This is a genomic window from Thermococcus sp. Bubb.Bath (assembly GCF_012027595.1).
Lineage (GTDB): Archaea > Methanobacteriota_B > Thermococci > Thermococcales > Thermococcaceae > Thermococcus.
In genome coordinates this window covers 591,641-616,589 of record NZ_SNUR01000001.1, presented here as the reverse complement: position 1 = coordinate 616,589, position 24,949 = coordinate 591,641, and the positions used below count along the sequence as shown (strand labels likewise).

31 protein-coding genes and 1 tRNA gene are annotated in these 24,949 nt (G+C 52.8%); 13 read left to right on the top strand and 19 right to left on the bottom strand.

Going from position 1 to position 24,949, the window contains the following annotated elements:
* Positions 1-10 precede the first annotated feature (10 nt).
* Entirely contained in the window at positions 11-694 is a 684-nt protein-coding gene (locus E3E29_RS03450; RefSeq protein ID WP_167909476.1) for a DUF4152 family protein, read from the bottom strand.
* Positions 691-993, bottom strand: a complete 303-nt coding sequence (locus E3E29_RS03445) for a hypothetical protein (protein ID WP_167909475.1) — start codon at positions 991-993, stop codon at positions 691-693. The genes E3E29_RS03450 and E3E29_RS03445 overlap by 4 nt, the downstream gene beginning before the upstream one ends.
* A 68-nt stretch (positions 994-1,061) precedes the next feature.
* On the opposite strand from E3E29_RS03445, the gene E3E29_RS03440 reads away from it, so the two are divergent.
* Entirely contained in the window at positions 1,062-2,099 is a 1,038-nt protein-coding gene (locus tag E3E29_RS03440) for an AI-2E family transporter (protein WP_240922740.1), read from the top strand.
* Here the strand turns inward: E3E29_RS03440 and E3E29_RS03435 are convergent.
* The 4 genes from E3E29_RS03435 to E3E29_RS03420 form a co-directional block, all read right to left on the bottom strand.
* Positions 2,073-2,639 (bottom strand): nicotinamidase, encoded by a 567-nt coding sequence (locus tag E3E29_RS03435; protein ID WP_206205792.1) that lies wholly within the window; start codon positions 2,637-2,639, stop codon positions 2,073-2,075. The genes E3E29_RS03440 and E3E29_RS03435 overlap by 27 nt on opposite strands.
* Before the next feature lie 31 nt (positions 2,640-2,670).
* The gene (locus tag E3E29_RS03430; RefSeq protein ID WP_167909474.1) at positions 2,671-3,084 is read right to left on the bottom strand and encodes a DUF2240 family protein; all 414 of its coding nucleotides are present in this window, start codon (positions 3,082-3,084) and stop codon (positions 2,671-2,673) included.
* Positions 3,085-3,648: 564 nt separating this feature from the next.
* Positions 3,649-3,736, bottom strand: a tRNA-Leu gene (locus tag E3E29_RS03425).
* A gap of 44 nt (positions 3,737-3,780) precedes the next feature.
* Positions 3,781-4,437, bottom strand: a complete 657-nt coding sequence (locus E3E29_RS03420) for a hypothetical protein (protein WP_167909872.1) — start codon at positions 4,435-4,437, stop codon at positions 3,781-3,783.
* A gap of 89 nt (positions 4,438-4,526) precedes the next feature.
* On the opposite strand from E3E29_RS03420, the gene engB reads away from it, so the two are divergent.
* The gene (engB, locus tag E3E29_RS03415) at positions 4,527-5,126 is read left to right on the top strand and encodes a GTP-binding protein EngB (protein WP_167909473.1); all 600 of its coding nucleotides are present in this window, start codon (positions 4,527-4,529) and stop codon (positions 5,124-5,126) included.
* Here the strand turns inward: engB and E3E29_RS03410 are convergent.
* The gene (locus E3E29_RS03410) at positions 5,073-5,534 is read right to left on the bottom strand and encodes an Lrp/AsnC family transcriptional regulator (RefSeq protein WP_167909472.1); all 462 of its coding nucleotides are present in this window, start codon (positions 5,532-5,534) and stop codon (positions 5,073-5,075) included. The genes engB and E3E29_RS03410 overlap by 54 nt on opposite strands.
* Before the next feature lie 131 nt (positions 5,535-5,665).
* Here E3E29_RS03410 and E3E29_RS03405 point away from each other — a divergent pair, with 131 nt between their 5' ends.
* Genes E3E29_RS03405 through E3E29_RS03395 form a run of 3 tightly spaced genes read left to right on the top strand, consistent with a single transcriptional unit; the run spans position 5,666 to position 8,006 of the window.
* Complete coding sequence (locus E3E29_RS03405; protein ID WP_167909471.1) at positions 5,666-6,742, top strand: Clp1/GlmU family protein; 1,077 nt, start codon at positions 5,666-5,668, stop codon at positions 6,740-6,742.
* Positions 6,743-6,784: 42 nt separating this feature from the next.
* A complete protein-coding gene (locus E3E29_RS03400) occupies positions 6,785-7,615 on the top strand; it encodes a geranylgeranylglycerol-phosphate geranylgeranyltransferase (protein WP_167909871.1) in 831 nt (276 codons plus the stop codon).
* 10 nt (positions 7,616-7,625) lie between these two features.
* Complete coding sequence (locus E3E29_RS03395; protein WP_167909470.1) at positions 7,626-8,006, top strand: ribonucleoside-triphosphate reductase; 381 nt, start codon at positions 7,626-7,628, stop codon at positions 8,004-8,006.
* 71 nt (positions 8,007-8,077) lie between these two features.
* On the opposite strand, the gene E3E29_RS03390 is transcribed toward E3E29_RS03395, so the two are convergent.
* From E3E29_RS03390 to E3E29_RS03370, 5 genes are all read right to left on the bottom strand, one after another.
* Positions 8,078-8,881 (bottom strand): OB-fold nucleic acid binding domain-containing protein, encoded by an 804-nt coding sequence (locus E3E29_RS03390; RefSeq protein WP_167909469.1) that lies wholly within the window; start codon positions 8,879-8,881, stop codon positions 8,078-8,080.
* The gene (locus tag E3E29_RS03385) at positions 8,878-9,273 is read right to left on the bottom strand and encodes a replication protein RepA (RefSeq protein ID WP_206205754.1); all 396 of its coding nucleotides are present in this window, start codon (positions 9,271-9,273) and stop codon (positions 8,878-8,880) included. Before E3E29_RS03385 ends, E3E29_RS03390 begins: the two co-directional genes overlap by 4 nt.
* A gap of 5 nt (positions 9,274-9,278) precedes the next feature.
* Positions 9,279-10,361 carry an OB-fold nucleic acid binding domain-containing protein gene (locus E3E29_RS03380; protein ID WP_167909869.1) on the bottom strand — a complete coding sequence of 361 codons (1,083 nt, stop codon included), beginning with the start codon at positions 10,359-10,361 and terminating at the stop codon, positions 9,279-9,281.
* Positions 10,362-10,481: 120 nt separating this feature from the next.
* On the bottom strand, positions 10,482-11,108 hold the full coding sequence (gene scpB, locus E3E29_RS03375) for an SMC-Scp complex subunit ScpB (protein WP_167909868.1): 627 nt from the start codon (positions 11,106-11,108) through the stop codon (positions 10,482-10,484).
* A 104-nt stretch (positions 11,109-11,212) separates the two neighbouring features.
* Entirely contained in the window at positions 11,213-11,878 is a 666-nt protein-coding gene (locus E3E29_RS03370) for a CGP-CTERM sorting domain-containing protein (RefSeq protein ID WP_167909468.1), read from the bottom strand.
* A 97-nt stretch (positions 11,879-11,975) separates the two neighbouring features.
* Between E3E29_RS03370 and E3E29_RS03365 the strand changes: the two genes are divergently transcribed.
* On the top strand, positions 11,976-12,782 hold the full coding sequence (locus E3E29_RS03365; RefSeq protein ID WP_167909867.1) for a sugar phosphate isomerase/epimerase: 807 nt from the start codon (positions 11,976-11,978) through the stop codon (positions 12,780-12,782).
* A 65-nt stretch (positions 12,783-12,847) separates the two neighbouring features.
* Here the strand turns inward: E3E29_RS03365 and ftsY are convergent, their stop codons facing one another.
* Both ftsY and E3E29_RS03355 read right to left on the bottom strand, forming a co-directional pair.
* Positions 12,848-13,894: a signal recognition particle-docking protein FtsY gene (gene ftsY, locus E3E29_RS03360; RefSeq protein ID WP_167909866.1), complete on the bottom strand. Its 1,047-nt coding sequence runs from the start codon at positions 13,892-13,894 to the stop codon at positions 12,848-12,850.
* 109 nt (positions 13,895-14,003) lie between these two features.
* Positions 14,004-14,456 (bottom strand): hypothetical protein, encoded by a 453-nt coding sequence (locus tag E3E29_RS03355; protein ID WP_240922739.1) that lies wholly within the window; start codon positions 14,454-14,456, stop codon positions 14,004-14,006.
* A 177-nt stretch (positions 14,457-14,633) separates the two neighbouring features.
* On the opposite strand from E3E29_RS03355, the gene E3E29_RS03350 reads away from it, so the two are divergent.
* The 4 genes from E3E29_RS03350 (at position 14,634) to E3E29_RS03335 (ending at position 19,388) form a co-directional block, all read left to right on the top strand.
* Positions 14,634-15,878 (top strand): BMP family protein, encoded by a 1,245-nt coding sequence (locus tag E3E29_RS03350; RefSeq protein WP_167909467.1) that lies wholly within the window; start codon positions 14,634-14,636, stop codon positions 15,876-15,878.
* A 72-nt stretch (positions 15,879-15,950) separates the two neighbouring features.
* Positions 15,951-17,465, top strand: a complete 1,515-nt coding sequence (locus tag E3E29_RS03345; protein WP_167909864.1) for an ABC transporter ATP-binding protein — start codon at positions 15,951-15,953, stop codon at positions 17,463-17,465.
* Positions 17,446-18,495, top strand: a complete 1,050-nt coding sequence (locus tag E3E29_RS03340; RefSeq protein ID WP_167909466.1) for an ABC transporter permease — start codon at positions 17,446-17,448, stop codon at positions 18,493-18,495. The genes E3E29_RS03345 and E3E29_RS03340 overlap by 20 nt, the downstream gene beginning before the upstream one ends.
* Complete coding sequence (locus tag E3E29_RS03335; RefSeq protein WP_167909465.1) at positions 18,495-19,388, top strand: ABC transporter permease; 894 nt, start codon at positions 18,495-18,497, stop codon at positions 19,386-19,388. The genes E3E29_RS03340 and E3E29_RS03335 overlap by 1 nt, the downstream gene beginning before the upstream one ends.
* 4 nt (positions 19,389-19,392) lie before the next feature.
* Here the strand turns inward: E3E29_RS03335 and E3E29_RS03330 are convergent, their stop codons facing one another.
* The 5 genes from E3E29_RS03330 to E3E29_RS03310 form a co-directional block, all read right to left on the bottom strand.
* The gene (locus E3E29_RS03330) at positions 19,393-20,385 is read right to left on the bottom strand and encodes a metal ABC transporter solute-binding protein, Zn/Mn family (RefSeq protein WP_167909464.1); all 993 of its coding nucleotides are present in this window, start codon (positions 20,383-20,385) and stop codon (positions 19,393-19,395) included.
* 165 nt (positions 20,386-20,550) lie between these two features.
* Positions 20,551-20,847, bottom strand: coding sequence for a hypothetical protein (locus tag E3E29_RS03325; protein ID WP_167909463.1), 297 nt, complete (start codon positions 20,845-20,847; stop codon positions 20,551-20,553).
* 3 nt (positions 20,848-20,850) lie between these two features.
* Positions 20,851-21,507: a phosphoribosyltransferase gene (locus E3E29_RS03320; RefSeq protein ID WP_167909462.1), complete on the bottom strand. Its 657-nt coding sequence runs from the start codon at positions 21,505-21,507 to the stop codon at positions 20,851-20,853.
* Positions 21,508-21,584: 77 nt separating this feature from the next.
* Positions 21,585-21,836, bottom strand: a complete 252-nt coding sequence (locus E3E29_RS03315; RefSeq protein ID WP_167909461.1) for a PQ-loop domain-containing transporter — start codon at positions 21,834-21,836, stop codon at positions 21,585-21,587.
* Positions 21,837-21,937: 101 nt separating this feature from the next.
* Positions 21,938-22,399 carry a hypothetical protein gene (locus tag E3E29_RS03310; RefSeq protein WP_167909863.1) on the bottom strand — a complete coding sequence of 154 codons (462 nt, stop codon included), beginning with the start codon at positions 22,397-22,399 and terminating at the stop codon, positions 21,938-21,940.
* A gap of 88 nt (positions 22,400-22,487) precedes the next feature.
* On the opposite strand from E3E29_RS03310, the gene sppA reads away from it, so the two are divergent.
* Genes sppA through E3E29_RS03295 form a run of 3 tightly spaced genes read left to right on the top strand, consistent with a single transcriptional unit; the run spans position 22,488 to position 24,948 of the window.
* Complete coding sequence (sppA, locus tag E3E29_RS03305) at positions 22,488-23,495, top strand: signal peptide peptidase SppA (RefSeq protein ID WP_342764653.1); 1,008 nt, start codon at positions 22,488-22,490, stop codon at positions 23,493-23,495.
* Positions 23,496-23,966: a PH1570 family protein gene (locus E3E29_RS03300; protein WP_167909460.1), complete on the top strand. Its 471-nt coding sequence runs from the start codon at positions 23,496-23,498 to the stop codon at positions 23,964-23,966. It abuts the gene before it with no gap.
* Entirely contained in the window at positions 23,956-24,948 is a 993-nt protein-coding gene (locus E3E29_RS03295) for an AI-2E family transporter (protein WP_167909459.1), read from the top strand. The genes E3E29_RS03300 and E3E29_RS03295 overlap by 11 nt, the downstream gene beginning before the upstream one ends.
* Position 24,949: the final 1 nt, after the last annotated feature.

The window sequence follows — 24,949 nt, the reverse complement described above, 5'->3', positions numbered from 1 at the left end:
AAACTTTGTGCTACTCCCTCCACACCTCAAGCACCATGTACCTGCGGAATAAGGGGTTTGGATAGAGCTCCCAGCCAATTCCCTCTGTTTTTGCCTCGATTTCTCCGTAGAGGCCTCCCTCGCGCGGGTCCAAACTCTCGCCGTATATTTTTCCGGGTCTTATCTCAACCTTCATGTACCTGGGCAGTCCAACGATGGCCTTTCCGTTTTCCTTCGCGTATTCTATCGCCCACTTCGCTGTATATATCCCGGAGTATATCTCCGCTATCCTCACCGGAACGCTCCACTTTCCTATTGCAACAATCTCAATGCCTGTTTCCTCCCAAAAGCTCTTTGCAAGGGGCTGAAGGTCCTTCGCGAGGTCCTTCCACACTTCCTTTCCACGGTCGGTTATCGTAAGGGCGTCGATAGTTGGTTCATCGAGCTTTCTGACCTCAATCCTCCCTATTGTAGAGTCGAGGTGAACCACGTCCGGCTTGGTCTCCTTCGCCAGCTCCACCGCCAGATACGCCTCGTCCCTTATCGCCTGCCGGCCGCTCAGGTCATAGTTGTAAGGGTCGGCATATTTCACCCTGCTAAGGGAAGCGGTTCTGTGCGGTTTCTCTACTAGGACTGCGGCCGTCGCTATGAGACCAACGAGCTCGTAGTCCTCCGTCAGGAGACCTCCCCCGGTATCTGCCGAAACGAACCTCATTCTCTCGTCCCTCCTGAGATGATTCCAAGGAACTTCTTCGCGCTTTTCTGGAGGGTCCCAACGTCTTCTTCCCCTGGTTTTGTGACGGGGCTTTTGAGCGGAGAAACCAGCTCCATGGCCTCTGGAAAGCGCATCTCGATGAACTTGACCGCTTCAGGGCCTGAAATCAGTATTCCAGTCTCCCTGTATGCTAGAATGCCTGCGAGAATCCCCAGCGCCTGGAGATGACCCGAATATCCATTTTCTGTTCTCAAGAGAGCTTTGGCCTTCCCAATGAGGTTTTCTTCAAGCTGATCCATCTTCCCACCGCACTTTTAAAGGGAAGTTATTCTTATAACCATGATGGTGTACTCCCACGGGTGAAGGAATGAGACTCAAGGACGGGATGAAGAGGAAAGAACTCGTGTTCTGGTTTGTGGTGGTTATCCTTGTCCTGTACGTATCCTGGAGAGTTATTCAGCCGTTTGTAAGTGCCCTGTTCTTTGGAATGGTTCTTGCGTACGTGTTTTACCCTCTCCATCGCAGGATGAAGGCCCGCGTTGGAAACGGCCCCTCCGCAGCTGTCCTAACTGTCACGATGGTTCTGCTTGGCCTCGCCTTTATGGGATTCACCCTTCTCTCGTCCTTAAACATCGTGAAGAGCTTCTACCACGATTTGGGCGGGATTCTCAATTGGCTGACAACTCTCAACCTACCCCATTCTATTCAGAGCTTTTTCCTGAACTTCAGGCAGCAGCTCATGCCGAGGGTCTCAGGGTACGCTTCTTCCATTACGTTTTCAGTTCCCATGTACATCCTCCAGCTCATCATTTTCATCTCGACATTCTACTACTCCCTCCTGTACTCAGACTCAATGGGGAGGTCGATCCTCAGGATGGTGCCACGTGAGCAGAAGGGAATCGTTGAGGAGATACTCTCAGGGGCCGATAAGACAATGAACGCCCTTGTCAGGGCGTGGCTCCTCCTCAACGTTGCAAAGGGATTTTTGATGACGCTGGGATACATAATCTTTGGCGTCTCGAACATCTACACCGCCATCGTGGCGGGCCTGCTGACGTTCCTCTTCAGCTTCGTTCCCCTCTTAGAAGGTTGGATGCTCTGGGTTGCCGCTGCCATATACCTCTTTGAGTCGGGCAGTCTGTTGGCGGCCCTCGGCATCTCGATTTACGGCGCCGTTCTGGTCTCTCCCCTTCCTGACTACACCATTAGGCCCATGCTGGTGGCCAAGGACGCCGATCTGGATGAAACTCTCGTTTTTGTGGGGATGACCGGGGGGACGCTTGCCCTCGGCCTCAAGGGACTCCTTCTTGGGCCGGTAGTTCTCAGCCTGGGGCTCGTCCTGCTCAGAGAGTGGAAAAATATGCAGAAAAGGAGAGCATCAGCAGGTAGGGCCCTCGAGCAGTGAGTAACAGTCTTCTATCACCGCTCCTTTCTCTTCAAGCTCTCTTATTGCCTGCTCTTCATCTTCGGGCTTTATCCCCTTAACAGCGTCCCTGAGCAGATGAACCTCGAACCCCAGTTTGAGGGCGTCCATCGCGGTGGACCTGACGCAGTATTCGGTGGCAACGCCGCACACGTACAGTTTTTTGATTCCTTTTTCCCTGAGGATTTCGGCCAGCTCAGTGCCCTCAAATCCGGAGTATGCCTCCTTATCCGGCTCGGTGGCCTTTGAGATTATCACTGTGTCGGGAGGAAGTTCCACAACGAATTCTGCTCCAGGAGTGCCCCTAACGCAGTGTCTGGGCCAGGGGCCGCCGTTTTCCTTAAAGCTGATGTGGTTGGGCGGGTGCCAGTCCCTCGTGGCCACGATGAGCGCTCCGCGCTTGGAGAACAGCTTTATGCACTCGTTGATTAAGGGTATTATTTTGTCCCCCTTGGGTACGGGGAGGGCTCCACCAGGCATGAAGTCTCTCTGCATATCGACAACTATAAGTGCCTCCCCCATTGGTATCACCGCATAAACTGGGAGGGGGAACTTAATAATCGTTTTCCCCTGCATCGAGCCGGTCTTTGAAGCGGCTCATGTCAATCCCCTTCTCCATGGCAAAGAGGTAGAGAACGAGCTTCCTGTCCAGAGAACCGTAGCGGCCTGAAAATTCATCTAGGGCAGACAGAACCTCCCCATCTTCCCACCCGAGGGAGGATGAAACGTATTCCAGCATCTCATCGAAGAGACTTCCCTCCCTGCGCACTCCGGAAAAAGCCTCCTCGTTCACCTTCAGGGTATCCCCTTCCTCAGTTAGAATACCCTGGGATAGCCACTCTTCAATGGCCTTCTTGGCCTCCCCCGGACTCATCAGACGGAGGGTGAACGATAGGAGCCCTACAAGCTCGCTTCGGGTGAACTCTGTGGAGCCCTTCACCTTAACGGCTCTCTCAAGTGGGTGCACCTAATCACCTCATAGATTATCCGCTTTATGATATAAAAACCTGTCGTGTGTCACTTTACCAATCAAACCTCAATGGAAGTGTTCTTCTCTCTGTGGTCTGGATTGGAAGGTGTTTTATATGAAACACCTGTCGGGGTTTTCGGTTAATAACTGCAAGTCAACAGAAACTCCAGGAGTTTACCCTTATCAGAGGTAGGTATAACTAATTTTTGCCATCCGTTGAGGACGCTTGAATGATAGTGGAAGCGGTGCTGAAACTTTGCAAGCAAAGTTTCATCAAAGCTTGTGGTTCTTGTCAAAAGTGCCGTTTTCAGGAGATTTTCTTTGGAAACTTGTCTTCTCATCGTGAATTCCAAATTTTTAGAGGGCTGGTTATCTGTGAGTTTGCTTTATAATCGACGCCCGAAGGCGTCAAAGTGAGGAAAACTCTTTTTAAGTAAGCAAGGATTGCAGGAATTTATTTCTCAATTACCCCGTTGTACAAGTGAAAATCACCCATAGAAGGGCATGTTAGAAGGAACACTAACTTTGATCAAACTTTTGCCAAGCAAAAGTTTGTTGTGATGGTGCGGGGGACGGGATTTGAACCCGCGAACCCCTACGGGACGGGACCCTAAATCCCGCGCCTTTGACCAGGCTCGGCAACCCCCGCGCTCACATGTCTCCATCTCAGACGGGTTAAAAAATCTTTCGGGTTCAGAGGTAGCCTGTCTTCTTCAGGCCCCGTGAGTTGAGTTCCTCGTCTATGACGCTCCTAACGGTGCCCTCAAGTACCTCCGAAACGAGCTTCTCCAGTGTCTCTTTTATGTTGTCTATGTCCTCGCGGACTCCCTCAAGGAGCCTTATGTACTCCCTGGCCATCTCAAGCTCTCCCTCCTGTTTGATGAGCTGTTCCTTGAGGTGCTCGAAGTCCTCCTTCATGACCTCGTAGCGCCTGAGCTCCCGCTGGGCTTCGTCGAGCTGCCTTCTGAGCTCGTTGTTCTCGCTCTTGAGCTCCTTCAGAAGGGTCTCCTTCTCAGCAAGGTGGCGCCTCATCTCCTCGTATTCCCCCTTGATCTGGACGAGATGCTCTATGTCCCTCAGCGGAGGCACTTTCCCGTCCCCTATCACTATGACGTCGGGCCCAACGTTCACTATGTCGGAGGGCTCTATCTTCACCTTACTCTCGTTGCTGAATATGCCCTGCCCCTTCCCAAGGTTTTCGACGACCTTCATCTTCAGGATGAAGAAGAATTTGGTGTCCTCCACCTCAACGTTGATGTCCGTAACATAGCCGAGAATTTTTCCGGTAGTCAGCGATACAACAAACTTGTTCACAAGCTGATTAGCGCGATCACCACTCTGTACCACCATCACCACCGCTCTAGATGGGGTTTTCTAATACTTAACTTTTCCGCCAACTACATTTATAACCCCCCCTTCCAACGGCGAACGGTGAGACGATGATAATATTCGTGGGACGTTCCAACGTTGGTAAGAGCACTCTGATCCACAGACTAACTGGAAAGGAGGTTAGGAGGGGAAAGAGGCCGGGGGTAACGAGAAAACCTGTGGAGGTCAACTGGCGTGGGAAAAAGGTCGTGGACATGCCAGGGTTCGGCTTCATGAGTGGTGTCCCCCGGAGGGTCCAGGAAAAGGTTAAGGACGAGATCGTTCATTTCATTGAGGAGAACGCAGATGAAATAGAACTGGCCGTCCTCGTCCTGGATGGAAAGGCGGCTCCTGAGATAATAGAGCGCTGGGAGAACAGGAACGAGATACCCATTGATGTTGAGTTCTACGGCTTTCTCAGGGAGCTTAATATTCCAACGATAGTGGCCGTGAACAAGATGGACAAAATAAAGAACCCCCGCAGGACGCTGATGTTTTTAGCTGAGAAACTGGGGATTCCCTACGGCGAGATGGGCTCTATCCTCATACCCATCTCCGCAAAGTTTGGGACCAATCTGGAGAAGTTAAAAAGCAGGATAAACGAGGAGCTGAACTCCTCAAAGAACCTCAAGGACAACGTGGGTGATTGTCTCCTTGACTCCATCCAATGATGCTATGTCTTCCAGTATCTCGTCGAGCCTGCTCTTGTCCGCCTCGACTATTAGATCTATATCACCGGTAACGCGGTATATCCTCTTTATTCTCATCTTCTTGATGTTCTCATAGACGTGCTTCCTCTTGGTTGGCTCGATTCTAACGAAGACGAAGACGTCCCCCTTTCTCTCCCCAAGGAGTTCAAGGGCTTTGCTGGTTAAATCAATAAAGCCTCTGCCTGTTCTGATGTAGCCGAGCTCCTTGAGAACCTTAAGGTGGTTGCTGAGGGCCTGCCTTGTTATCCCCAGCTCGTTTGCAAGCTCGTCCTGGGTTTTCTCAACTGTGTGAACCTCTATTGGCTTGCCCTCCTCGTAAAGTTTTTTGAGAAGCTTGACCTGTCTTGGTGTTAGGGACTCTTTCTCCATAACGACACCCCCGTATCCTTAGAGACAAGTTTCCTAATTAAACCTTTGCTTTTTGCTTTGTAAACATCCACCCCGGACTATGTGCGAGAGTTTTATAAGCCTTTCCAAAGACTCACGTGGGGGAAAGGGGAATGGAGGCATTCATAAACAAGGCCGCGTACACCAGGGAGGTTCCCGAGGACAGGACTGAGCTGGTTGATGCCCTTGCCTCAGCGGGCAAGGGGACGGTAATGTTCGTGGGCGATGTCGACAGCGGAAAGACCACCACGGTTACCTTCGTGGCCAACGAGCTTGTGGGAAGGGGATACAGAGTGGCCATCGTGGACAGTGACGTGGGACAGAAGAGCATCCTTCCTCCAGCAACGGTCAGCCTTGGGTTCTTGGAGTCCCAGGTGGAGCACCTGAGTCAGGTTAAGCCCTTTGCACACTACTTCGTTGGAATCACGACGCCTTCGGAGTATATGGGGGAAACAGTAATTGGGGTAAAAAGATTGGTTGAAATCGGAAGAAGAAATGCGGACTTCGTCCTTATTGATACGACGGGCTTTATCCGTGGAAGGGGTTTTGAGCTGAAGCGCCTTAAGGTTGAGGCAGTTCTTCCAGACCTCGTCGTCTTTATCGAGAAGGGAAACGAAATGGAGAAGCTCAAGCACGCCGTTTCGGGTCTGGCCGAAGTGGTTACTTTGAAGGCCAGCCCTTCTCTGAGGCCTCACAGTCCAGGAGAGAGGAGGGAGATTAGAAGAGCCAAGTGGAGGAGTTATTTTAAGGGTTCCAGGTTGGTGGAGGTAGACGTCTCGGGCATTCCAGTTACTGGCACCATAATGTTCAGTGGGAGGCCTCTCACTTTGGAGGAGAGGGAGCTCCTTGAAAAGCTTCAGGAGTGGGTTGTTTTTGCAGGATGGAAAGTTAAAGGCGAATACGTCGTTGCGAAAGCAGACTTAGGAAAGGGAAGAACCTGCAGAGGAAACGGCGTTCACGCGGTGGACTTTGAATCCCTGAGCAATCTCCTCGTTGGATTCATAGATGAGAACGGCCTGTGTCTTGGTCTGGGAATACTGAAGTGGCCCAGGTTCAGCGATGGGGTCTTTGAGGTTCTGACGCCCATTGACGAAGAAACCCTTGCCCTTGCATCGGAGCTCCGTCTTGGTCGACTGAGGGTTACTGAGGATGGAGAGGAGCTCTCCCTGCTTCAGAGGGACGACCTCTAGCAAAGTTTTTAAGGTCTGTGAGAACTGTATTAGGTGAGCCTAATGAAACTCAGAGCCTTCATTGAGATCACGCGGCCCCACAACTGCGTTCTGGCTGGTGTAGTGGGTATCTTGGGCTCAATAGTAGCTGCCGGACACCTCCCCAGCGCAACCAAAACCCTGCTGGTCTTCCTGGTTGTGACCCTCGGCTGCTCCGGCGGAAACACCATAAACGACTACTTCGACTACGAGATAGACCGGATAAACAGGCCCGAAAGGCCGCTTCCCAGTGGGGCCATGAGCCAGAGGACAGCCTTATGGTATGCCATTGCTCTGTTTGCCGTGGGTATAACCCTGTCTTGGTTCGTAAACGTCTACGCGTTCCTCCTGGCGGTGGCCGCGTACGTGACTATGTTCCTCTACGCATGGAAGCTCAAACCGCTTCCTTTTGTAGGGAACATAGCGGTTGCATCCCTGACGGGGGTCACGCCCCTCTACGGTGCCATTGCAGTCGGCAGGATTGGACTGGCTGGGACGCTGGCACTCTGTGCTTTCCTCGTCAACGTGGCCAGAGAGATTGTGAAGGACATAGAGGACGTTGAAGGGGACATCGAGGAGGGCGCGAGGACTCTTCCAATAATTCTCGGGAAGAAAAAAGCGGCTTATATTGCTTTGTTCTTTGGTTTTTCAACGGTGGTGGCGTCTTTCCTTCCCGTCAAAGCAGGGGTTGGCCTTGGTTACTACGCGATGGTTCCCGTTGACCTGCTCATACTCTACGCGTCCTACATTATCCTGCGAGATCAGGGGCGTGAAACCGCCCATCAGTCGCAGAAGATGTTGAAAATGAGCATATTCCTTGCCGTGATGGCTTTCCTGATAGCTGCGTTGGTGTGAGGTGATTGGAGTGAAACTCAAAGAGGAAATCGTGAAGGGACTCAAAGGTGAGGGCCTCTGGACGGTTGTAACGTTTAAGACTCCCCACGGGCCAGCTAAGACGATGGATACTCTCGTCCAGATCGTGGAAGAAGCTGGGTGGCAGGTGACGTTCAAGGCCAACTGGTGGACGGCAGATATTCCCTACGGCCTCGTCAGGATCGACCTCAAAAAGGATGGACGGGAGAAAATTCTCCTCGGGAAGTGGATACTGGGGAGTGACGTTGAGCTCCTAAAGGTCGAGAACATGCCCCTTGAGAAGGGCCGCGACGAGTTCTTTAGGATGGTAGACAGCATAACCTCGACCCTCATCCACGATCCGGTCATAAGGACAATGAGGGAGCAGTACTGAGGGTACGGCAACTCCACTGTCATTTTATCTCTTTTGCCCTTGAAAAAAAACGGCAGATAAAAAGGAAGCCCTCAGAGGGGCTCGTAGTAGCCCGTTTCGGGCTCGTAGATGTCCCCCTCTGCGAGGAGGCGGGTTATTGCCTCGTCGACGAGCTCCTCGTCGAACTCCTTTGAAAGCTTTTTGACTATGAAGCGGTGCGATAGGGGCTTACCCTTCTCCTGCAGGAGGTCGAGGACGGCCTTCTTGGCCTTCTCCAGCTCCGGGTTCTCCTTGGGAGCTTCCTCCTCCGGTACTTCCTCCTCGAAGAGCTCCTCCTCAAGGCTCCTCTGCTCGAGCATCAGGGTGTAGAGTTCGTCTATCGTCATGAGGAGGTCTTCGCTTATGCCCTTGTTCTTGGCTATGACTTTAGCCTTTGCCGTTATGCCGTACCTGTCGTAGATGTCGAAGGCCTCCCTCGCCTTGAGAACGTGCTCCGCCTTCTCCTTGAGCGTTTCGAAGCGGTGGAGGACCATCATGTTCGGTTCCACTTTCGAAACGCCCTCTATGAGAATCTGCTTGTCGTCGCGCCACTCCGCGACCTTTCCGATGACCTGGATAAGGTCACCCTTGTTAACCAGCTTGACAAAGCGGGTGTCGTCGCGGAAGGCCAGGGCCCATATTGTCCCGGTTCCGTCATCGAGCTGGAACTTTCCGTATGTCTCATCGTCGCTGAGGAAGGGCTCTCTAACCACGGTCGCCACGAGCTTGACGCGGTAGACCTTCCTCGCGTCCTTTGTTATCAAGTAGTTGGGCTCAAGGTCGCCATCGCTCTTTATGTAATATCCGTTGAGTATGTCGCTGATGTAGACCCTGCTCGCGGGAAGACGCTTCTTCATAGCTCCTCACCCCCGCTCCAGAAGGAGGCCATCTCCTCTAGTTTCTTTAGGTAGCGCTTTTCGAGGCTCTGAATTTCCTGGAGTGCGCCCATATCGACGCCCCTGAAGTCCTGTATTACCTCCCCGTAGATGTGGATGCCGTTCTCGTCCCGTATTACTCTTCCGAGAACTCTGACAAGCTGGCCGTCCTCTGGGAGGATGTTGTCCTCGCTCTCGACGAGAATCACGCCGCTCCCATCGTCCAGCCAGAACGTGTAGTCCATCTTGTCTATTTTGAAGGCCTTACCGATAAGCGCAACCCTCGTGTCTTCCTCGGTTATCTCAGCTATCTTTCTCTCAATGGCGGGCTTCCTCCGCCGGAAGGTTCTCTCTTCCACAACGGGCTCCTCCATTTCCCTCACCTCTCATCTGCCTCGTCGACCTTTTTGAGTGTCTCCATGAGTTTGCCCCTGACGCGCCCTATCTCGTGCTTCGGGTTAACCTCGTCCCATCCGAAGGCCTTTAGGATGAGCCCGAAGAACTTATCGTCGATGGCGTTTCCCCTCACTACTATCTCCTTTCCGAGAACGGTGTAGAAATCCTCCTCTGCCAGCTTTCTTGAGGCCTCCCTTGGCATCATGCCCCCATCCAGGAGCTTTTTCTGCTTCTCGTATATCTCTTCGGGGGTCGTGCCCAAAAGGTCCGCCGCCTCGTCGCCGAAAAGGGTAACTCTGATGTAGCCGGTTCCATCGTCGAGTCCGAAGTCGATGACGGTCATCTTGATAGGCTTTACCTCCCCGTGTTCCGGGCATATCCACGTATCCGTGGAGGGGTCGTAGTCCACCTTCCTCCTGCACTGGGGGCAGGCGTCGTAGACGGTAACGCGGTAGAGCCTCGCCACTGTGCCACGGAGTTCGATGAACCTCTCGCCGCCGCTGAGCTCGGCTATCTTAACGCGCTTGTAATTGTAGCTCTTGACCTCCTCAAGGGGCGGTATCTCCTCGACACGCGGGTCGTCGGTTGGGTTGAGGATTATCCTGCTCCTGAAGTTGACGTGGAGATCAACCCCATTCCTGCCCTCTCTAACTGTGGGGTCTATGACCTTGAGAGGGTCCCCGAGGTTGATCTCGGTGTAGTACTTGGCCACCTGGGAGTCCCAGAGGACGAGCCTCGCCTTCCCAGTGGCGTCGTAGATGATCAGGTTGGCAACTACCCCCTTTCTTCCGTCCTTCCTCGTGTATTCGCGCGGGGGATACTTCCTCATTACCCTTCCAACGATGTTAACCCTCTCCATGCCGGGGACGAGGTCGGCGATGTGGAGCGGCTCCTCCCCTTCTTCCATGTTAACTCCGAGTTCCTCCGCCAGAAGAAGCGCCGCGGCGTTTTCACCTATTCCTTCTCGTCTGCTTATCTCTTTGATTCTATTCTCTATTTCCTTCGCGCTCATGCCGGTTTTGGACCGGATGAGGCTCAGGATCTGGTCCTTCGTAAGTACCGCCATAAAACTCACCTAAATGGTAATCTATCGTAGGGCTATTTAAACTTTTTTCCGGCCTTCGGGGGTTACGGGGAGCCGAAGATTCTTACTACAACCACTTCCCAAGGGAAATGAGAGAAGACCTCATTGGGAAGGCTCGGTTTCCATTCTCTCCTGGATCTGGGGGGCTTCGTCCTCTGTCTCTCCTTCTTCATTCTCCTCCTTCCCCTCGAGCTTGGATATTATGTCTGTGTACTCCGCGTGCACGACCCTCTTGAAGGCCTCCTTGATGACGTTCGGGTTGTTCTCGGGGAAGCCGTAGAGCTCCGCGAACTTCTGCGTTGTCCCCAGGAGTTTGGTCCTCTCGTAGGGCTCCGCGTAAACCAATCCCATCTCAACGAGCTTCTTTATGTGCTCGTAGGCCTGGCTCCCACGGAGCTTTATTATTTTGCTCTGCTCTATCGGCTGGAGGTATGCTATTAGGGCCAGCGTTTTGAGCTCTCCCGTTCTGAGGTCAGGCCTGGGCATGAGGTGGATGACGCGCTGGCTGTACTCCTGCTTCACCTGCATGACGTACTTATCCCCGAGAACCTTCACAATCTCCACGGCGCTCTTCCTCTCCGCGTACTCGGCCGCTATAAGCTCTATGAGCTTTTCAATGTAGTCATGGGAAGTTATTCCAAGGGCCTTTGAGAGTTCCCTTACGCTCAGCGGCCTCCCAGAAACGAACAGTGCGGCCTCGACAAGGGCCTTATCTTCAAGCAGTCCCATGATTCTCACCACGGAAGGTTTGAGCATTTAGTTAAATAACTTCCGCTTGATACCGCGGATGAGTTAATGTGATTCAAAATTAAGAAAATACCAAAAAACGAAAATCACCTTCTCCTCCTTATTATCACCACGGGGATTAGGGTGGCGAGGACTACGAGCCCCGGCCCGCAGATGCTGTTCCTGTTATTGGACGTGGAGGGACTCCCTGCGGGACTTGTCGTGTCTACTGGATTCGTCTCTCCGGTGTTTGTTGTGGTAGAGGTCTTCTCCGTTGCAGTGGTCGTGAGAACCTCCGGCTCTCCGCTTAGGAAGTATTCTTTGAGCTCATTAATGACCTTCGTCGCGTTTGTGTTATTCCATGGAAGGATGTATGTTTTCCCGCCGACGAAGAGGAGTGTGCCGTTGTGCTTGAAGGCAGTCTTCACTATATCTGGTGTCGCCGAGACGTTGAACTCTCCTTCGATAACCGCTGCCAATGTTCCGTTGTATGTTATACCAATCGCCGGGACGCCCGTTATGCCCGTCAGTCTGCTTATGTTCCGGAAGATTGCGTCGTTGTGTTCATTGTCAATTAGCTCGTAGTAAGTGAACTTATTGTATCCGTATGCCTCGGGTATGAATTTCTTCATCCTCTGGCAGTGCGGGCACGTCGCCACTCCGTACATGTAAAAGTGCACCTTTGAGGCGTCGAACTTCCATGCCTCGGCCGATGCCACCGCAGAGCTCAGGAGGAGTATGGAAACGATGAGTACGAGGTATTTGTCCTTCATTCCATCACCACCTCCTGTTGGGACCCAGAACATATAACGTTTTCTGGCGGGTTAACCTTTTATATCGCGAGGTTTTCGTTGGATTAAGGTGAAAGCTATGGATATTGGCATAAGTGTGTACCCCCACTTCATAGCCAAGGACAAGACCCTGGCATCTATCCTCGCGGACGTCAAGATCAAGGACTACGACTTCGTCTCTATATTCCCCCATGCCCTCGGTCTAATCGTGAACGGACAGGTGATGGAGAAGAAGCTCAGGAACATCGAGAACACTCTGAAGGGCGTTGGAATCGACTATATCATAAGGATGCCCACCTCAATGAACCTGAGGGACCACATATACCACAGCAGGCACTTCCGCGTTGCCAAGGCCATCGCCGACGTGGCCATAAAGCTCGGCGCCAAGGTTATAGTGATGCAGAGCGGAAAGACCGGGAGGCTGGACCTGGAGATAGAGGCCATACAGAGTCTCGCCGACATGCTGAAGCCCTTCGACATAAAGATAGCCCTTGAGAACACCTACAGCGTTAAGGACACACTCTACGTTGTTGACAACGTGCAGAGGGACAACGTCGGCTTCGCCCTGGATGTGGCCCACGCTTTCCTGAGCGCCCAGGGTGACGAGAACAAGCTCCTCGATGACGTCAAGCTCGGAACCGAGAAGACGATAATCCTCATGATACACGACAACTTCGGAAAGCTCTTCCCGCAGGTAGAACCGGAGGATGCACTCGCTTATGGCGTCGGAGACCTCCACCTTCTCCCTGGAGAGGGTAGGATACCTTTCAGCAAAGTTCTCAAGCTGTTTGGGGACGTTCCAATCCTCCTGAAGGTTAAGAACCCGGAGAAGTTCGCGAAGGTTCCGACGAAGAAGGGCCTCATAGAGCTCTTAACGGGTGTTTGAGCCCTTTCTTTTCCCCACTTCTTCTGAAACTTCTGAAAAAGTGAAATTCAGAATTAAAAGGGAGGTCATTCCTCGCCGAATATCAGGCCAACGAACCACTTCTCGTCGAAGGGCCTGAGGTCGTCGTAGCCCTGCCCCATGCCGACGAAGAGTATTGGGGCGCCTATCGCGTGGCTTATGCTCAAAGCTGCTCCACCCCTCGAATCGGCGTCGAGCTTCGTCAGAATTACCCCGTCTATTCTCACGGCATCGTTGAACTGCTTGGCCTGCTCTATTATCGAGTTCCCTGCGAGACTGTCCCCAACGAAGATGACCAAATCGGGCTTGGCTACGCGGGCTATCTTCTTCATCTCGTCCATGAGGTTCCTGTTCAGCTCGTTCCTTCCAGCGGTGTCTATTAGAACCACGTCAATTCCCCTGGCCTTGGCGTGCTGTATTGCGTCGTAGGCAACCGCCGCCGGGTCAGCCCCGTAGGAGTGCTTAATGACCCTCACTCCGACCCTCTTGGCGTGCTCCTCCACCTGCTCTATGGCTCCAGCTCTGAATGTATCGCTCGCTGCTATGACGACGCTTAGACCGTTCTTCTTCAGCCAGTGAGCGAGCTTGGCGATGGTAGTGGTCTTCCCGGAGCCGTTGAAGCCCACGAAGGCTATAACGTAGGGCTTCTCGCCCTTCTTCTTTATCTCATCCAGGAGGTTTATCCTCCTCGGGGGAATCAGCACGTCGAGGACTGCCTCTTTGACGGCCTCCCCTATGAGCTTCCCCTTGTCGGTGCCTATCCTCACCTTTCTCCCGACGAGCTTCTCCTTTATCTTTTCCCTGAGCTCGTCAACAACTTCCAGCGCCACATCGGCCTCAAGGAGCTCTAGTTCGAGCTCATCCAGAGCCTCCTCCACGTCTTTCTCCTTTATCTCCACCTGGAGGAGCCTTCCAAGGAACCCCTGCTTCTTCTCCTCGCCTTCTGCTCTCTCTCCTTCGGCTTTCTCCACGACCCTGGGGGTCTCTGGCGCGGCTTCTTCAGTCTTTGCCTCAGCTGCCTTCTCTTCCTCTTCTACCTTTTCTTCGACCTGTTTTGTAAACTTCTTGAGCTTCTCCCTGAGTTTCCCGAACATGCTCACCACCGGTAGGACGGGCTCATATCGTTATATATGACTATCGGCCTCAGCGATAGCTGGTGTCCTCACCCCTCAGACCCGAAGCCACTCATCATGGGCCGTTAAATCAGCTCTTCCTCATGAGCTCGCGGGATTCAGTTACCCTCCCGTTCTCCAGCCGATAGAGCTTAACTACCTCCGTTCCGACGGTTTCCCATCTGTATGCAATCAGGTAATCAATGAAGTCCTTAATTCTGTAGCGGGTGATGGAGTCCCCCACGTACTTTCCCTCGTAGAGCAGGATGAGTTTGTCCTTTCTCTCCTCCAGCCACTGGTAGAGCCGCTCCTTCTCCGCTTTGGACTTTGAGAGGGGGTTCACAACGAAGTAAACGTCGAAGTCTGGATTCTCCATCGGATTTCCAACGAAGACCTCCCCGTTGACGACGAAGGGCAGTTCCTCGGCCAGAACCCTGTAGCCCTCTTTGGCCCACTCGTTCAGGAATATTCTGGCTATCCTCTTCGGGTTTCCGCTCATCATTATCCTGCCGGATTTTAGGTACAGTAAGTCAGGCAGCTTCAACTTCGATCCCTCATTCCTCTTTACGTTAAGCCTTAAAAAATCTGCCGGAACGGTCGTAAAAATCTTTCGATAATTCGGGCGTTATTGTGAAAAACCTCTCACTGAGCGCCCTCAGACCATAAACTATATAATGGAATATCTCCCCAAGTATCCCAGTGAATGTTCAGAGGTGTTCGCATGAAGAAAGCAGTACTCGCTATATTTTTGGTGGCCCTGATGGGCCTTAGTGTTGTGGCCAGCGGCTGCATTAGTGGTGGAGGCTCCAGCAGCCAGAGCACTCAGGCCAAGAAGGCTATAGCCATCGTCTACGACGTCGGTGGAAGGGGTGATCTGAGCTTTAACGACATGGCATATCTCGGTGTATCAAAGGCGGCCAAGGATTTCAACCTTCAACTTACCCAGCTCCAGAGCAACAGTCCTAGTGACTACCTTACGAATCTGGAGACCCTCGCTAAGCAGAAGAAGTACCTTGTCATCGTGGCCGTTGGATTCATGATGAGCAATGCTGTCGAAGCAGTTGCAAAGAAGTACCCGGACCAGAAGTTCATCCTCATCGACGGTGATGTGTACAACATGTCCAACGTCATGACCGTCAAGTTCAAGGAGAACGAGGGTTCCGCTCTGGTTGGGGCACTTGCCGGCCTCATAGCGGCAAACGACGGCAAGAATAAGGTTGGAATTGTTCTTGGCATGGAGATACCGGTTCTCTACAAGTTTGAAGCTGGATATCGCTTTGGCGTAAAATGGGCGGAGGACTACTATAAAAACAGGACTGGAAAGAACGTCGACATAAATGTCCTCTACCAGTACACCGGAACGTTCAACGATCCGGCCAAGTGTTATGCTGCAGCTCAGACACAGCTCCAGCAGGGCGCCTGGGTTATCTACCAGGTTGCCGGTGGAGCCGGTCTCGGCGTGTTCAATGCTGTTGCAGACTACCTTCACGCCCATGGAAAGAAGATGGGACCGCCGTTCGCCATAGGTGTCGACTCGGCCCAGGATTGGATCAAGCCCGGCGTTATAATAGCGAGCATGATGAAGCGCGTTGACCTCGGCGTCTACGATGGTATCAAGGCTGCCCTCAACGGCACTTTCAAGGGAGGAAAGGTTGAGCTCGGCCTCAAGGACGGTGGTGTAAAGGTCAGCACCATAAACGACGTTATGACAATGTTCAATTCCCTCCCAGCGGACACAAAGAAGAAAAAGCTCCAGGAACTTGGATTCAACAGCACCGAGGAGCTCAAGCAGTACCTTGAGAAGACGAGAAGCCAGGTTCCGGACTGGATCTGGCAGGCCGTTGACGAGCTCCAGCAACAGATTATCAGTGGCAAGATAAAAGTCCCCGCCCCTACCACCAAGGACGGCATTGAAAAGATAAGGAACGCTCAGACCTGGCAGGAGATGGAACAGCTCGCGGGCTGATTTTTTCTCTTCCTTTATACTCTAAGGGGGGGTTGTTCTGTGGGCAGCGGGGAACAGAAGCCCATCGTAGAAATGAAAGGCATAGTTAAGGTCTATCCGGGCGGTACAAAGGCCCTCCGGGGCGTTGATTTGACCGTCCATCAAGGCGAGATACTCGGCCTCCTCGGTGAGAACGGGGCCGGCAAGACGACTCTTATGAAGATTCTCTTCGGTATGCTCAAGCCCACTTCTGGGCGGATCATCGTTAAAGGGGAGGAGGTGTCGTTTAAGAGCCCTTCCGACGCCATCGCTCATGGTATAGGTATGGTTCACCAGCACTTCACCCTAGTTGAGGTTTTTGACGCCCTCCAAAACATCATCCTTGGAATGGAGGGTCATGGTCTCTTCTCCAGGATAGACACGAAAAAAGCCGCCAAGAAACTGCAGGCCCTCATGGACGACCTGAACTTTCAGGTCCCCCTTGATGTCCCGGTGGAGGACCTCCCGGTGGGCGTTCAGCAGAGGATAGAGATTTTAAAGATGCTCTACCGTAACGTTGATATACTAATCCTCGACGAGCCCACTGCCGTTCTGACACCGATTGAAGTCGAGGAGCTCTTCCAGGTCCTCCGGAAGCTCAAAAGCGAGGGAAAGACGATAATCTTCATCAGCCACAAGCTCAACGAGGTCATGGAGATAACCGACCGCGTTACCGTTATCCGCAAGGGGGAGGTCATAGGAACCGTGAAGACGGCAGAAGCTACTCCCCAGCTCCTGGCAAGGATGATGGTGGGCAGGGATGTGGTCCTGAGACTTCAGAAGCCCCCTGCTAACCCCGGAAAAACCGTCCTCCAAGTGGAAAACCTGTGGGTCAAAGGTGACAGGGGTGAGGACGCGGTTAAGAACCTCTCCTTCCAAGTGCGCGCTGGGGAGATATTCGGCATAGCCGGTGTCGAGGGCAACGGTCAGACTGAGCTCATCGAGAGCATAACCGGCCTCCGCAAGGTGGAGAAGGGAAAGGTGATCATGAACGGGATTGAGATAACCGGCAAAGCTCCAAAGGAGCTCTACGACCTTGGAATGGCTCATATACCTGAGGATAGGACTCACATGGGCCTCGTTCTGGACATGACCGTGACGGAGAACTCGATCCTCGGCCTCCACTGGAGGAAGAAGTTCCAGAGGGCGTGGGGGATCATAAGCTGGAGAAAAGCCAGGGAGCATGCCCGCTCACTTATAGAGCAGTTCGACGTATCGGCCCCTGGGACCGAGGCGCCTGCAAAGGCCCTGAGCGGTGGTAACCAGCAGAAGCTCATCGTTGCGAGGGAGGTCAGCAAGGAACCGGTTCTAATCGTGGCCTCCCAGCCGACGAGGGGCGTTGACATTGCCTCAACGGAGTACATCAGGAATTATTTGATAAAGCTCAGGACAGAGGGAAAGGCCGTTCTTCTCGTCTCCGCAGATTTGGATGAGGTTCTTCAGCTGAGCGACAGGATGGGCATAATGTACGAGGGGGAGTTCATGGGGATTGTGAAACCTGAAGAGGTCAACACAGAGGAGATAGGCATGATGATGGGGGGTATCCACTATGAGGAGCTCAGGAAGTGAACTACTAAGGAAGCTTAACCTTAAGGCCTTCGCGGAGAGTATTACCGCAATCTTCGTGGGTTTCATTATTGGGGCTGTAATTCTTTATGCATTTGGTTACAGCGTCAGCAAGGCATATTACGGGCTCTTCACTGGGGCTCTCGCCTCAGTTGGGGGAATAGCAACTACGTTGGAGTATTCCACCCCCATAATGCTAACTGCTCTGACTTTCGCAGTCGGCAGCAGAACCGGTATATTCAACATAGGCGCCGAGAGCTCGTTTTACTTTGGGGCAATAGCGGCGGTCATATTCACGAACATCTGGGGAAACCTCTGGTTCGGCCTCGCTATGGGTATGCTCCTGGGGGCGTTATGGGCCCTTCCAGCTGCTCTCCTCAAAGTCTACCGCGGCGTCCACGAGGTAGTATCCACGATAATGCTCAACTGGATAGGGTTTTACCTCGTGCTCTACCTCATCTTGGGGCCATACGCTAATCCAACGAACCCCGTTCAGACGATTACTGTCCCTGAGGGGGCCAGACTACACCCAATCGGAGGCACCACTCTTAATTGGGGATTTTTCATAGCTCTCATAGCTTCAATCTTAACGTACGTCCTCCTCTGGCATACCAACCTTGGGTTTGGAATGAGGGTAAGTGGACAGAACCCCCGGGCGGCCAGATACGGTGGTATAAATCCGGGAATGGCCATAATCTGGTCTTTCATAATCGGCGGCATGCTCAGCGGTCTTGGGGGCGCTATCAAAATAATGGGGGACTACCCAAGTTATGCGATAAATCAGGGCGGTGCCAATATAATAAATTACGGGTTCGATGGTATCGGTGTTTCCCTCGTGGGAAGGGATCATCCCCTTGGCATAATTTTCTCTGCAATATTCTTTGGTATGCTGAGAGCTGGGGCGGCTTCAATGCAGACCATGGCCAACGTCCCGATCCAGATAATTGAGGTTATCCAGGGAATAATCGTAATAACCGTGGCTATCCCTGGGCTCTATGATCTAATAAAGAGGACGATGAGGAGGGGAGCATGATGGACTGGAGTTACATCGTTACACCCTTAATAATGTCCCTCATGTCGATGGTTCCCATAGTCCTCACGAGCGTTGGTGCCGCTTGGAGCGAGAGGGCCGGTGTCGTGAGCATTGGGTATGAGGGAGTCATCCTTATGAGCGCGTTCTTCGGTGCCATATTCGCAGAATTAAGCGGACACGCTTCGATTGGCCTCCTCGGAGGGATAGTAACAGGTATGCTACTTGGAATGCTCCACGGTGTCCTCACCGTGTACCTCAAAGGAGACCACGTTATCCCTGGTATTGGCATTAACCTGCTCGCCGCTGGAGTCGTTCCCTTTGGCATCCTAGCATACTGGGGAACCGCCGGCCAACACCAGCTTGCTCCTTCTGATGTTATGTGGCACATTCAGACAGCGTATGGGAACATAAGCCCGATGATCATAGTCACGGTAGTGGTAGCAATAGTAACCTGGTGGGCCCTCTTCAAAACTCCCCTCGGCCTGAGGGTTCGGGCGGTCGGTGAAAACCCGGAGGCTGCAGATGCCCTCGGGATAAACGTTGAGAAGTACCGCTTCTGGTCAACGGTCTACGGCCACGCTCTCGCAGGACTCGCAGGGGCATACATGAGCGTGGACTGGTTGGGAATGGTTCAGAAGACGATGTCCGGCGGAAGGGGCTTCATAGCACTGGCCAACATGGTCTTCAGCAACTGGAACCCGCTGGTTTCACTCATAGGCGGCTGGCTCTTCGGCCTCTTTGATGCAATAGCCACATGGCTAGCACCGCAGCATATAATCCCTGGACAGTTCATCCTAATGCTGCCATATATTATGACGCTGATAATAGTTGCAGGAATAATAGGAAAGGCAAAGCCGCCCAAGTGGGATGGCATTCCCTACAGGAGGGAATGACCTTTCATTTTTTCAGTATGTATCCGATGGTAGCTCCGAGGGAAAGTCCTGCGAAGAGTGCCGCTGCTGCATATTCAGCGTTTTGATTTTCCTCTTTTACGGTGCCGACCTGCTGGGAACTTCTTCCCATGGTAGCGTTAAGAATCGCAGCAGTGTTTTTGATGAGGATCTCCGTGTACGGTTTGTCCTTCCAGAAGACGGTTACTCCTGCGATTGGCTTATCTGCCTTAGACGCCAGCTCCATTGCTCCTTTTTCAAGCTGTTCCGGACTCTGGATGCTGTAGACGACCATATCAGCCTTTTTCGCCGCCGGAACCAGCTCATCAACCCCCTTAGCGGGAACCTCTTCCTCAGGGAGGAGGGAGGCAGTGGCCTTAATGCCCAGCCACTCAACGGCGTACTGCACCGGCGGCATCTCAATGACGGCGCTCCGGTTCTCTGTAATCAGCGCCCTGTAAGAGTTTTCTATTGCTTTAACTTTCTCCTCAAAGCAGAGAAGCTCCCGTCTGTATGTTTCAGCGTTCGCTGGGTCAACTTCCTCCAGCGCCTTCTCCGTGGCCCTCGCTATTGCAATGGCATTGTCCGGGTCGAGCCAGACCCCGTGGGGGTTGTCCTTGTCGTTGTACCAGTGCTCCTTGAAGTAGTGGAATCCTTCTGCTTCATAGTCGTCCGCTAGGAGTAGTATTCCATTTAGGCTGCCCTCCCTTTTGAGCTCCGCCATCTCTGCCTCGACCGGGAGGTGGCCATCGGTGGTTACTATCACGTCGGCCTCTTTTATTGTATTCACTTGCTCAGCAGTCAGCTGGTACTCGTGGGGGTCTGCGCCGAGCGGGATTATGTATTCCACTTGAACGGAATCCCCAAAGGCTTCCTGGACTATCGAGGCCAGTGGGGCGATGCTGGCAACGACCAGCGGCTTATCTGTAGCCGCGCCTGCATGGGGAACCATGAGCACGAACAACGTTACCGTGAGGAACAACCCAATTATCCTCTTCATTTCAGAACACCCAACCCACGTTTTCTCCTATCCCTTAAAAGTCTTGTATATTTCTCATTGATTCCACTTAAGAAGTGAGCTCATACCAAAACCGCAGCGATAGCGGCTTCCTCTTCGTATGGGTTGATTTTAATCCCCTAGTGGTGAAGATAAAAGGAGGAAAGCTTATTCTCCCTCTTTTTTTCCGTTTCCGTTGCTCTTTATGTGGGGCTTTCCAATGGCTATCGTGAAGCCCTTGAAGCTGTCGTCCTTCCTGTTGAACTCTATGGCGAGGGGAAGGCCGTTGTCCTCGTTGAAGACTATCCTGACGATCCTCGCGCGCGAGTGGTCGTTGAGGTAGTCCTCTTTAAGGCCCTCGTAGTTGTCGATTACTTCGTTGATGCTCTCACTGTGCATGTTGTAGATTTCCTTTGAATAGACGCTGTGGTTCTTTATCTCCTCGACCTTCTCGGCCCTGTCCACCGTTCACACCCGTCGGGCTTTGAGCCAGGCTCCCCCGCGGAACTTAAAAACCTTCCTGCGCTCGGCCATCTGGAGCGCCTCTTCGAGTCTGCCCTTTGGAACTTCCATGCCGTGGAGCTCCTTGAACATCTCGACGATTTCATCGGTGGTTAGAGCTTTTCTCTCCTCGAAGAGGTTGCCCACGAGGTTTATCATATCCTCGACGAAGTTCCACGGGAAGACTATCCAGGCCCAGTCTATTTCCTCACCGTAGAAGTCTGGCTTGAAGCGCGAACCCCTTATCGTTAGAAGCGTGGCAGTCTTTACCTCGGCCGGATTCTGCCCTTCGACGTAGTTCTTGGCGAGGGTCAGGCTCTCGCCAGTGTCGCTGATGTCGTCAACTATGAGAACCTTCTTGCCGCTCAGGTCGTAGTTGCTGCCATACTTCAGCCTGGCCTTGCCGTCTGGGGTTGCGGTTACTCCCCAGTGCTCAACCTTGAGGCTGACGAGGTCTTTGACGCCGAGATAGTCGCAGTAAAGCCTCGCGGCGACCCAGCCGCCCCTTGCAAGCCCAACCACAACGTCGGGCTTCCATCCATCTTCGAGAACCTTCCAGGCTCCTTCCTTCGCCCACTTTTCTATGTCTTCCCAAGAAGCCAGATAAGCTGGAAACTTCTTCATTTGTATTTCCCTTAACGAAGCGGAGGTGACGATATATTTAAGTCTTTTGGCAGGCTTTGACATAAAAATGAAAAAGCTCACTTCTCAAAGAGCTTCACGTAGAGGTTTATGCCGCTCTGGAACGCGGCCAGCCCGTTGAGCGTCGTGAATATCCAGTCCCTTCCAGCATAGGCGTATATAGTCAAGAGGACGGAGGCTGTGAAGTATATCATGATGAATCCCATGTTCAGAGGGCACTCCTTCCTCTTTATCGTCTCCACCGTCTGCGGAACCCAAGAACCAACGAGGAGCAGCATTCCGATGAGTCCAAGTATCTCCGCTGGTGTCATTTTCTCACCTCCTAGCTCCGCTCTGGAGGCACTAAAAAAATGTTGTGGACTTGGAAGGCTCAAAAAAGTCCAGAAAATATGTCCTGATTAACAGTATAAGGCTAAACCGTCGTCGCCATCCGGGACATTGCCCAGGTCTTGACGTCCTCGTCCATTATGTCGTTGATGATCTCCATCGCCTCTGACACCTTTCCCTCCCTGGCGAGCTTGAGCGCAACCTCCGCCTGGATTTTGGAGCGGTTCGGGAGGTCGGTTATGAAGCCTGCTATCCTTAGGCTCTCTTCTTCCATATCCATATTTAGGAAGTCAAAGGCCAGACCCATGAGTGTTTTCGTTGCCTCCTGGTTGGGAAGGTCGGAGGCGGTCTCCACAGCCTTTTCGAGGGCCTTTTTGTAGTCCCTGCCCTCTGATGCGAGCTTCACGGCTATCTTTGCGAAAGCCTGGGCCTTCACTTTGTCATCCGGAATCTCTTCGGCAATCTTGAGTGCTTCCTCACTCCTGCCCGAGTTCAGGAGTTTGATGACGGTGTCGTAGAGGGCGCGTGAGCGGTACCAGACCTGCATTCTCATCCCCCTACTACCTCCTTCAAAGGGGATTTAAACCTCCCGGTCGATGGGGCAGGTTTAAAAGATAAAACCCCAAATGACCCCGGTGAGTAAACAGATGAGGGCAGAAGTCTGGAAGTACATCACTTTCATCCTCGTTCTCATCCTTGGGGTCTTCGTTACCTCAACTGCGCTGCTCTATCTCCAGAACCAGAGCATCGAACACTACACTCCCGTTCCCGTCAACACCACCTGTACATCAAATGTCACCGGCGGTTTCTCGAACCTTGAACTCCAAGCACGAGTTCAGGAGCTTGAGGCCCAGCTGAGGGCAGTCGAGCTGGAGAGGAACGTAACCTCATCAAACGCAACGATAGCCGTCGTCCCAATCTTCGGTCTGATAGATGATGGAACCGCCCTGAACGTCGTCCCAACCCTAATGAGGCTCGCCTCCAACGACTCAATTGGAGGGGTTCTCCTGTGGATTGAGAGCCCTGGAGGGGACGTTGGGGCTGTCAGGGATATTTATCACGCGGTCCTCACCCTCAAAGCCAAGAAACCCGTAGTCGCTTACACCGGCGGTGAAGCGGCCTCCGGCGGTTACTACATAGCCGTTGGGGCGGACAGAATAGTGGCGGATCCCCTTGCCGAGATCGGGAGCATTGGAGTCCTCTACGTCCACTACGACTACTCTCAGAACTACGCCTTGAACGGAATAAAGGTGACGGTGTTCAAAACCGGCCCCCACAAGGACATGGGCGCCGAATGGAGGGCCCTGACGCCAGAGGAGAAAAAGGAGATACAAAATATGGTAAACGTCTACTTCCAGAGCTTCATCGACGCGGTAAGCTACGGGCGGAACATGACGAGGAACGAGACCCTGAAGTACGCCACTGGTGAAACCTGGTTTGCAGCAAACCTGACCGGAACCCTCGTTGATGAAACCGGAAACTTTCAGACTGCCGTGAGTGAGCTTGAGAGGCTCATGAACGTTTCCTCTGCAAGGATAAAGCTCTATGAGTATCCTACCGGGGGCTATTCCCTCGGAAGCATCGGGAGCACCGCCCTCTACTTGGACCCGCGCTACGTGAGGCTCCTCCCAGGGGGTGGTTGAATGCTCTGTGAAGAAAAGCTAGAGGTCTTTGAGAACGGCTTTGAGGACGGAAAGTTCAACCTCCGGGTTGAGTTCTACGGGAAGGATGCCCGAAAGGTCCTGCTTGCAGTGATAAGGGAGCTCTACGTGCCGGAATACGGGGAGGACTACGTGTACCCCTTCGAGTGTGCTAAAGAGTTCTGGGGCATCCCCCTAGAGCCTGACGAAATCGTCAAGGAAGAGTTCACACCAAAGCCGGTAAAGTTCCTGAACAGGGCTATCTTTGACCGGTTGGAAGAAGTCCTGGACAGTATTGGGGTTTCATGGCGGCCCGACTTTGAGCGTATCCAGGTTCACAGGCTTAAGACTGGCTACCTTGCAGTTGGAAAGGACTTCATCCTCAATGAGGATAGGGGAGTGCTCTTCACGTTCAGTAAGCCCTCCGCGGCGGGACTCATATTAAAGTACATGGGGATGCTTGATGAGAAGTGAAACGATAGTCTGGATAGTTATCTCTGCGGTTATCTTTTACCTTATATGGCTCGTTATCGAGCCCGTCCTCTCGCCGATAATCATTGCGCTGACTATCGTCTATGTTACCTACCCCGCTCATGTCCGACTGGAGAAGCGGGTAGGGGCCAAGAAGTCGGCGTTCATCCTGACGATCCTCCTATCCATCATCTCATTTCTCTTCATAATCGGCTTCGTCCTCTGGATCTCTGAGGTCAAGTACCAGCTGGTGGGCTACCTTGAATCTTTCTTCAACTGGCTTCAGTCGGTTACTGTCTCATCCCAGACACTCAACGAAGTTCTCGCCGCCACGAGCCAGGGCGTCTCAACGAGGCTTGAGAAATACATCATCAGCTACACCTACTCCCTCCCGAAGCTCTCCCTTGAGGTATTCATCATGATATTCGTCTACTACGGGGCACTCCTCAACGTTCAAGAGATAGTGGAGGAGGTCTACTCCCTCATACCCACTACCAACAGGGAGTTCGGCCTCAGGCTCATAGACGCAACTAGGAACACGCTTGATACCCTTCTGAAGAGCTGGCTCAGCCTCAGCGTAATAAAGGGGAGCACCGCGGCACTCGGCTTCTGGGTCTTCGGCGTCTCCCAGCCCAGTGGCGCGATAGCCCTGGGAATTCTCGTAGCCGTCCTTGAGCTCCTCCCACTCCTTGGAGGATGGATGGTGTGGCTCCCAATGGCGTTCTACCTCGGCCGATCCAGCGGTATTCTCATGGCCATCCTGTTCTCACTCTACTCTGCGGTCGCGGTTTCTCCAGCTCCGGATATACTCCTCGTGCCCAGGATGACTATCAAAAAGCGCGGCCTAAACGCTTTCATATCCCTCGTTGGTATATTTGGGGGGCTTTGGGCTTTTGGACTGGTGGGCATAATAATCGGTCCAGTTGCCCTCGGCCTCCTAACCACAGTGGCCGAGGAGTGGAAGAACATGGTTAAGGAGGTATAGG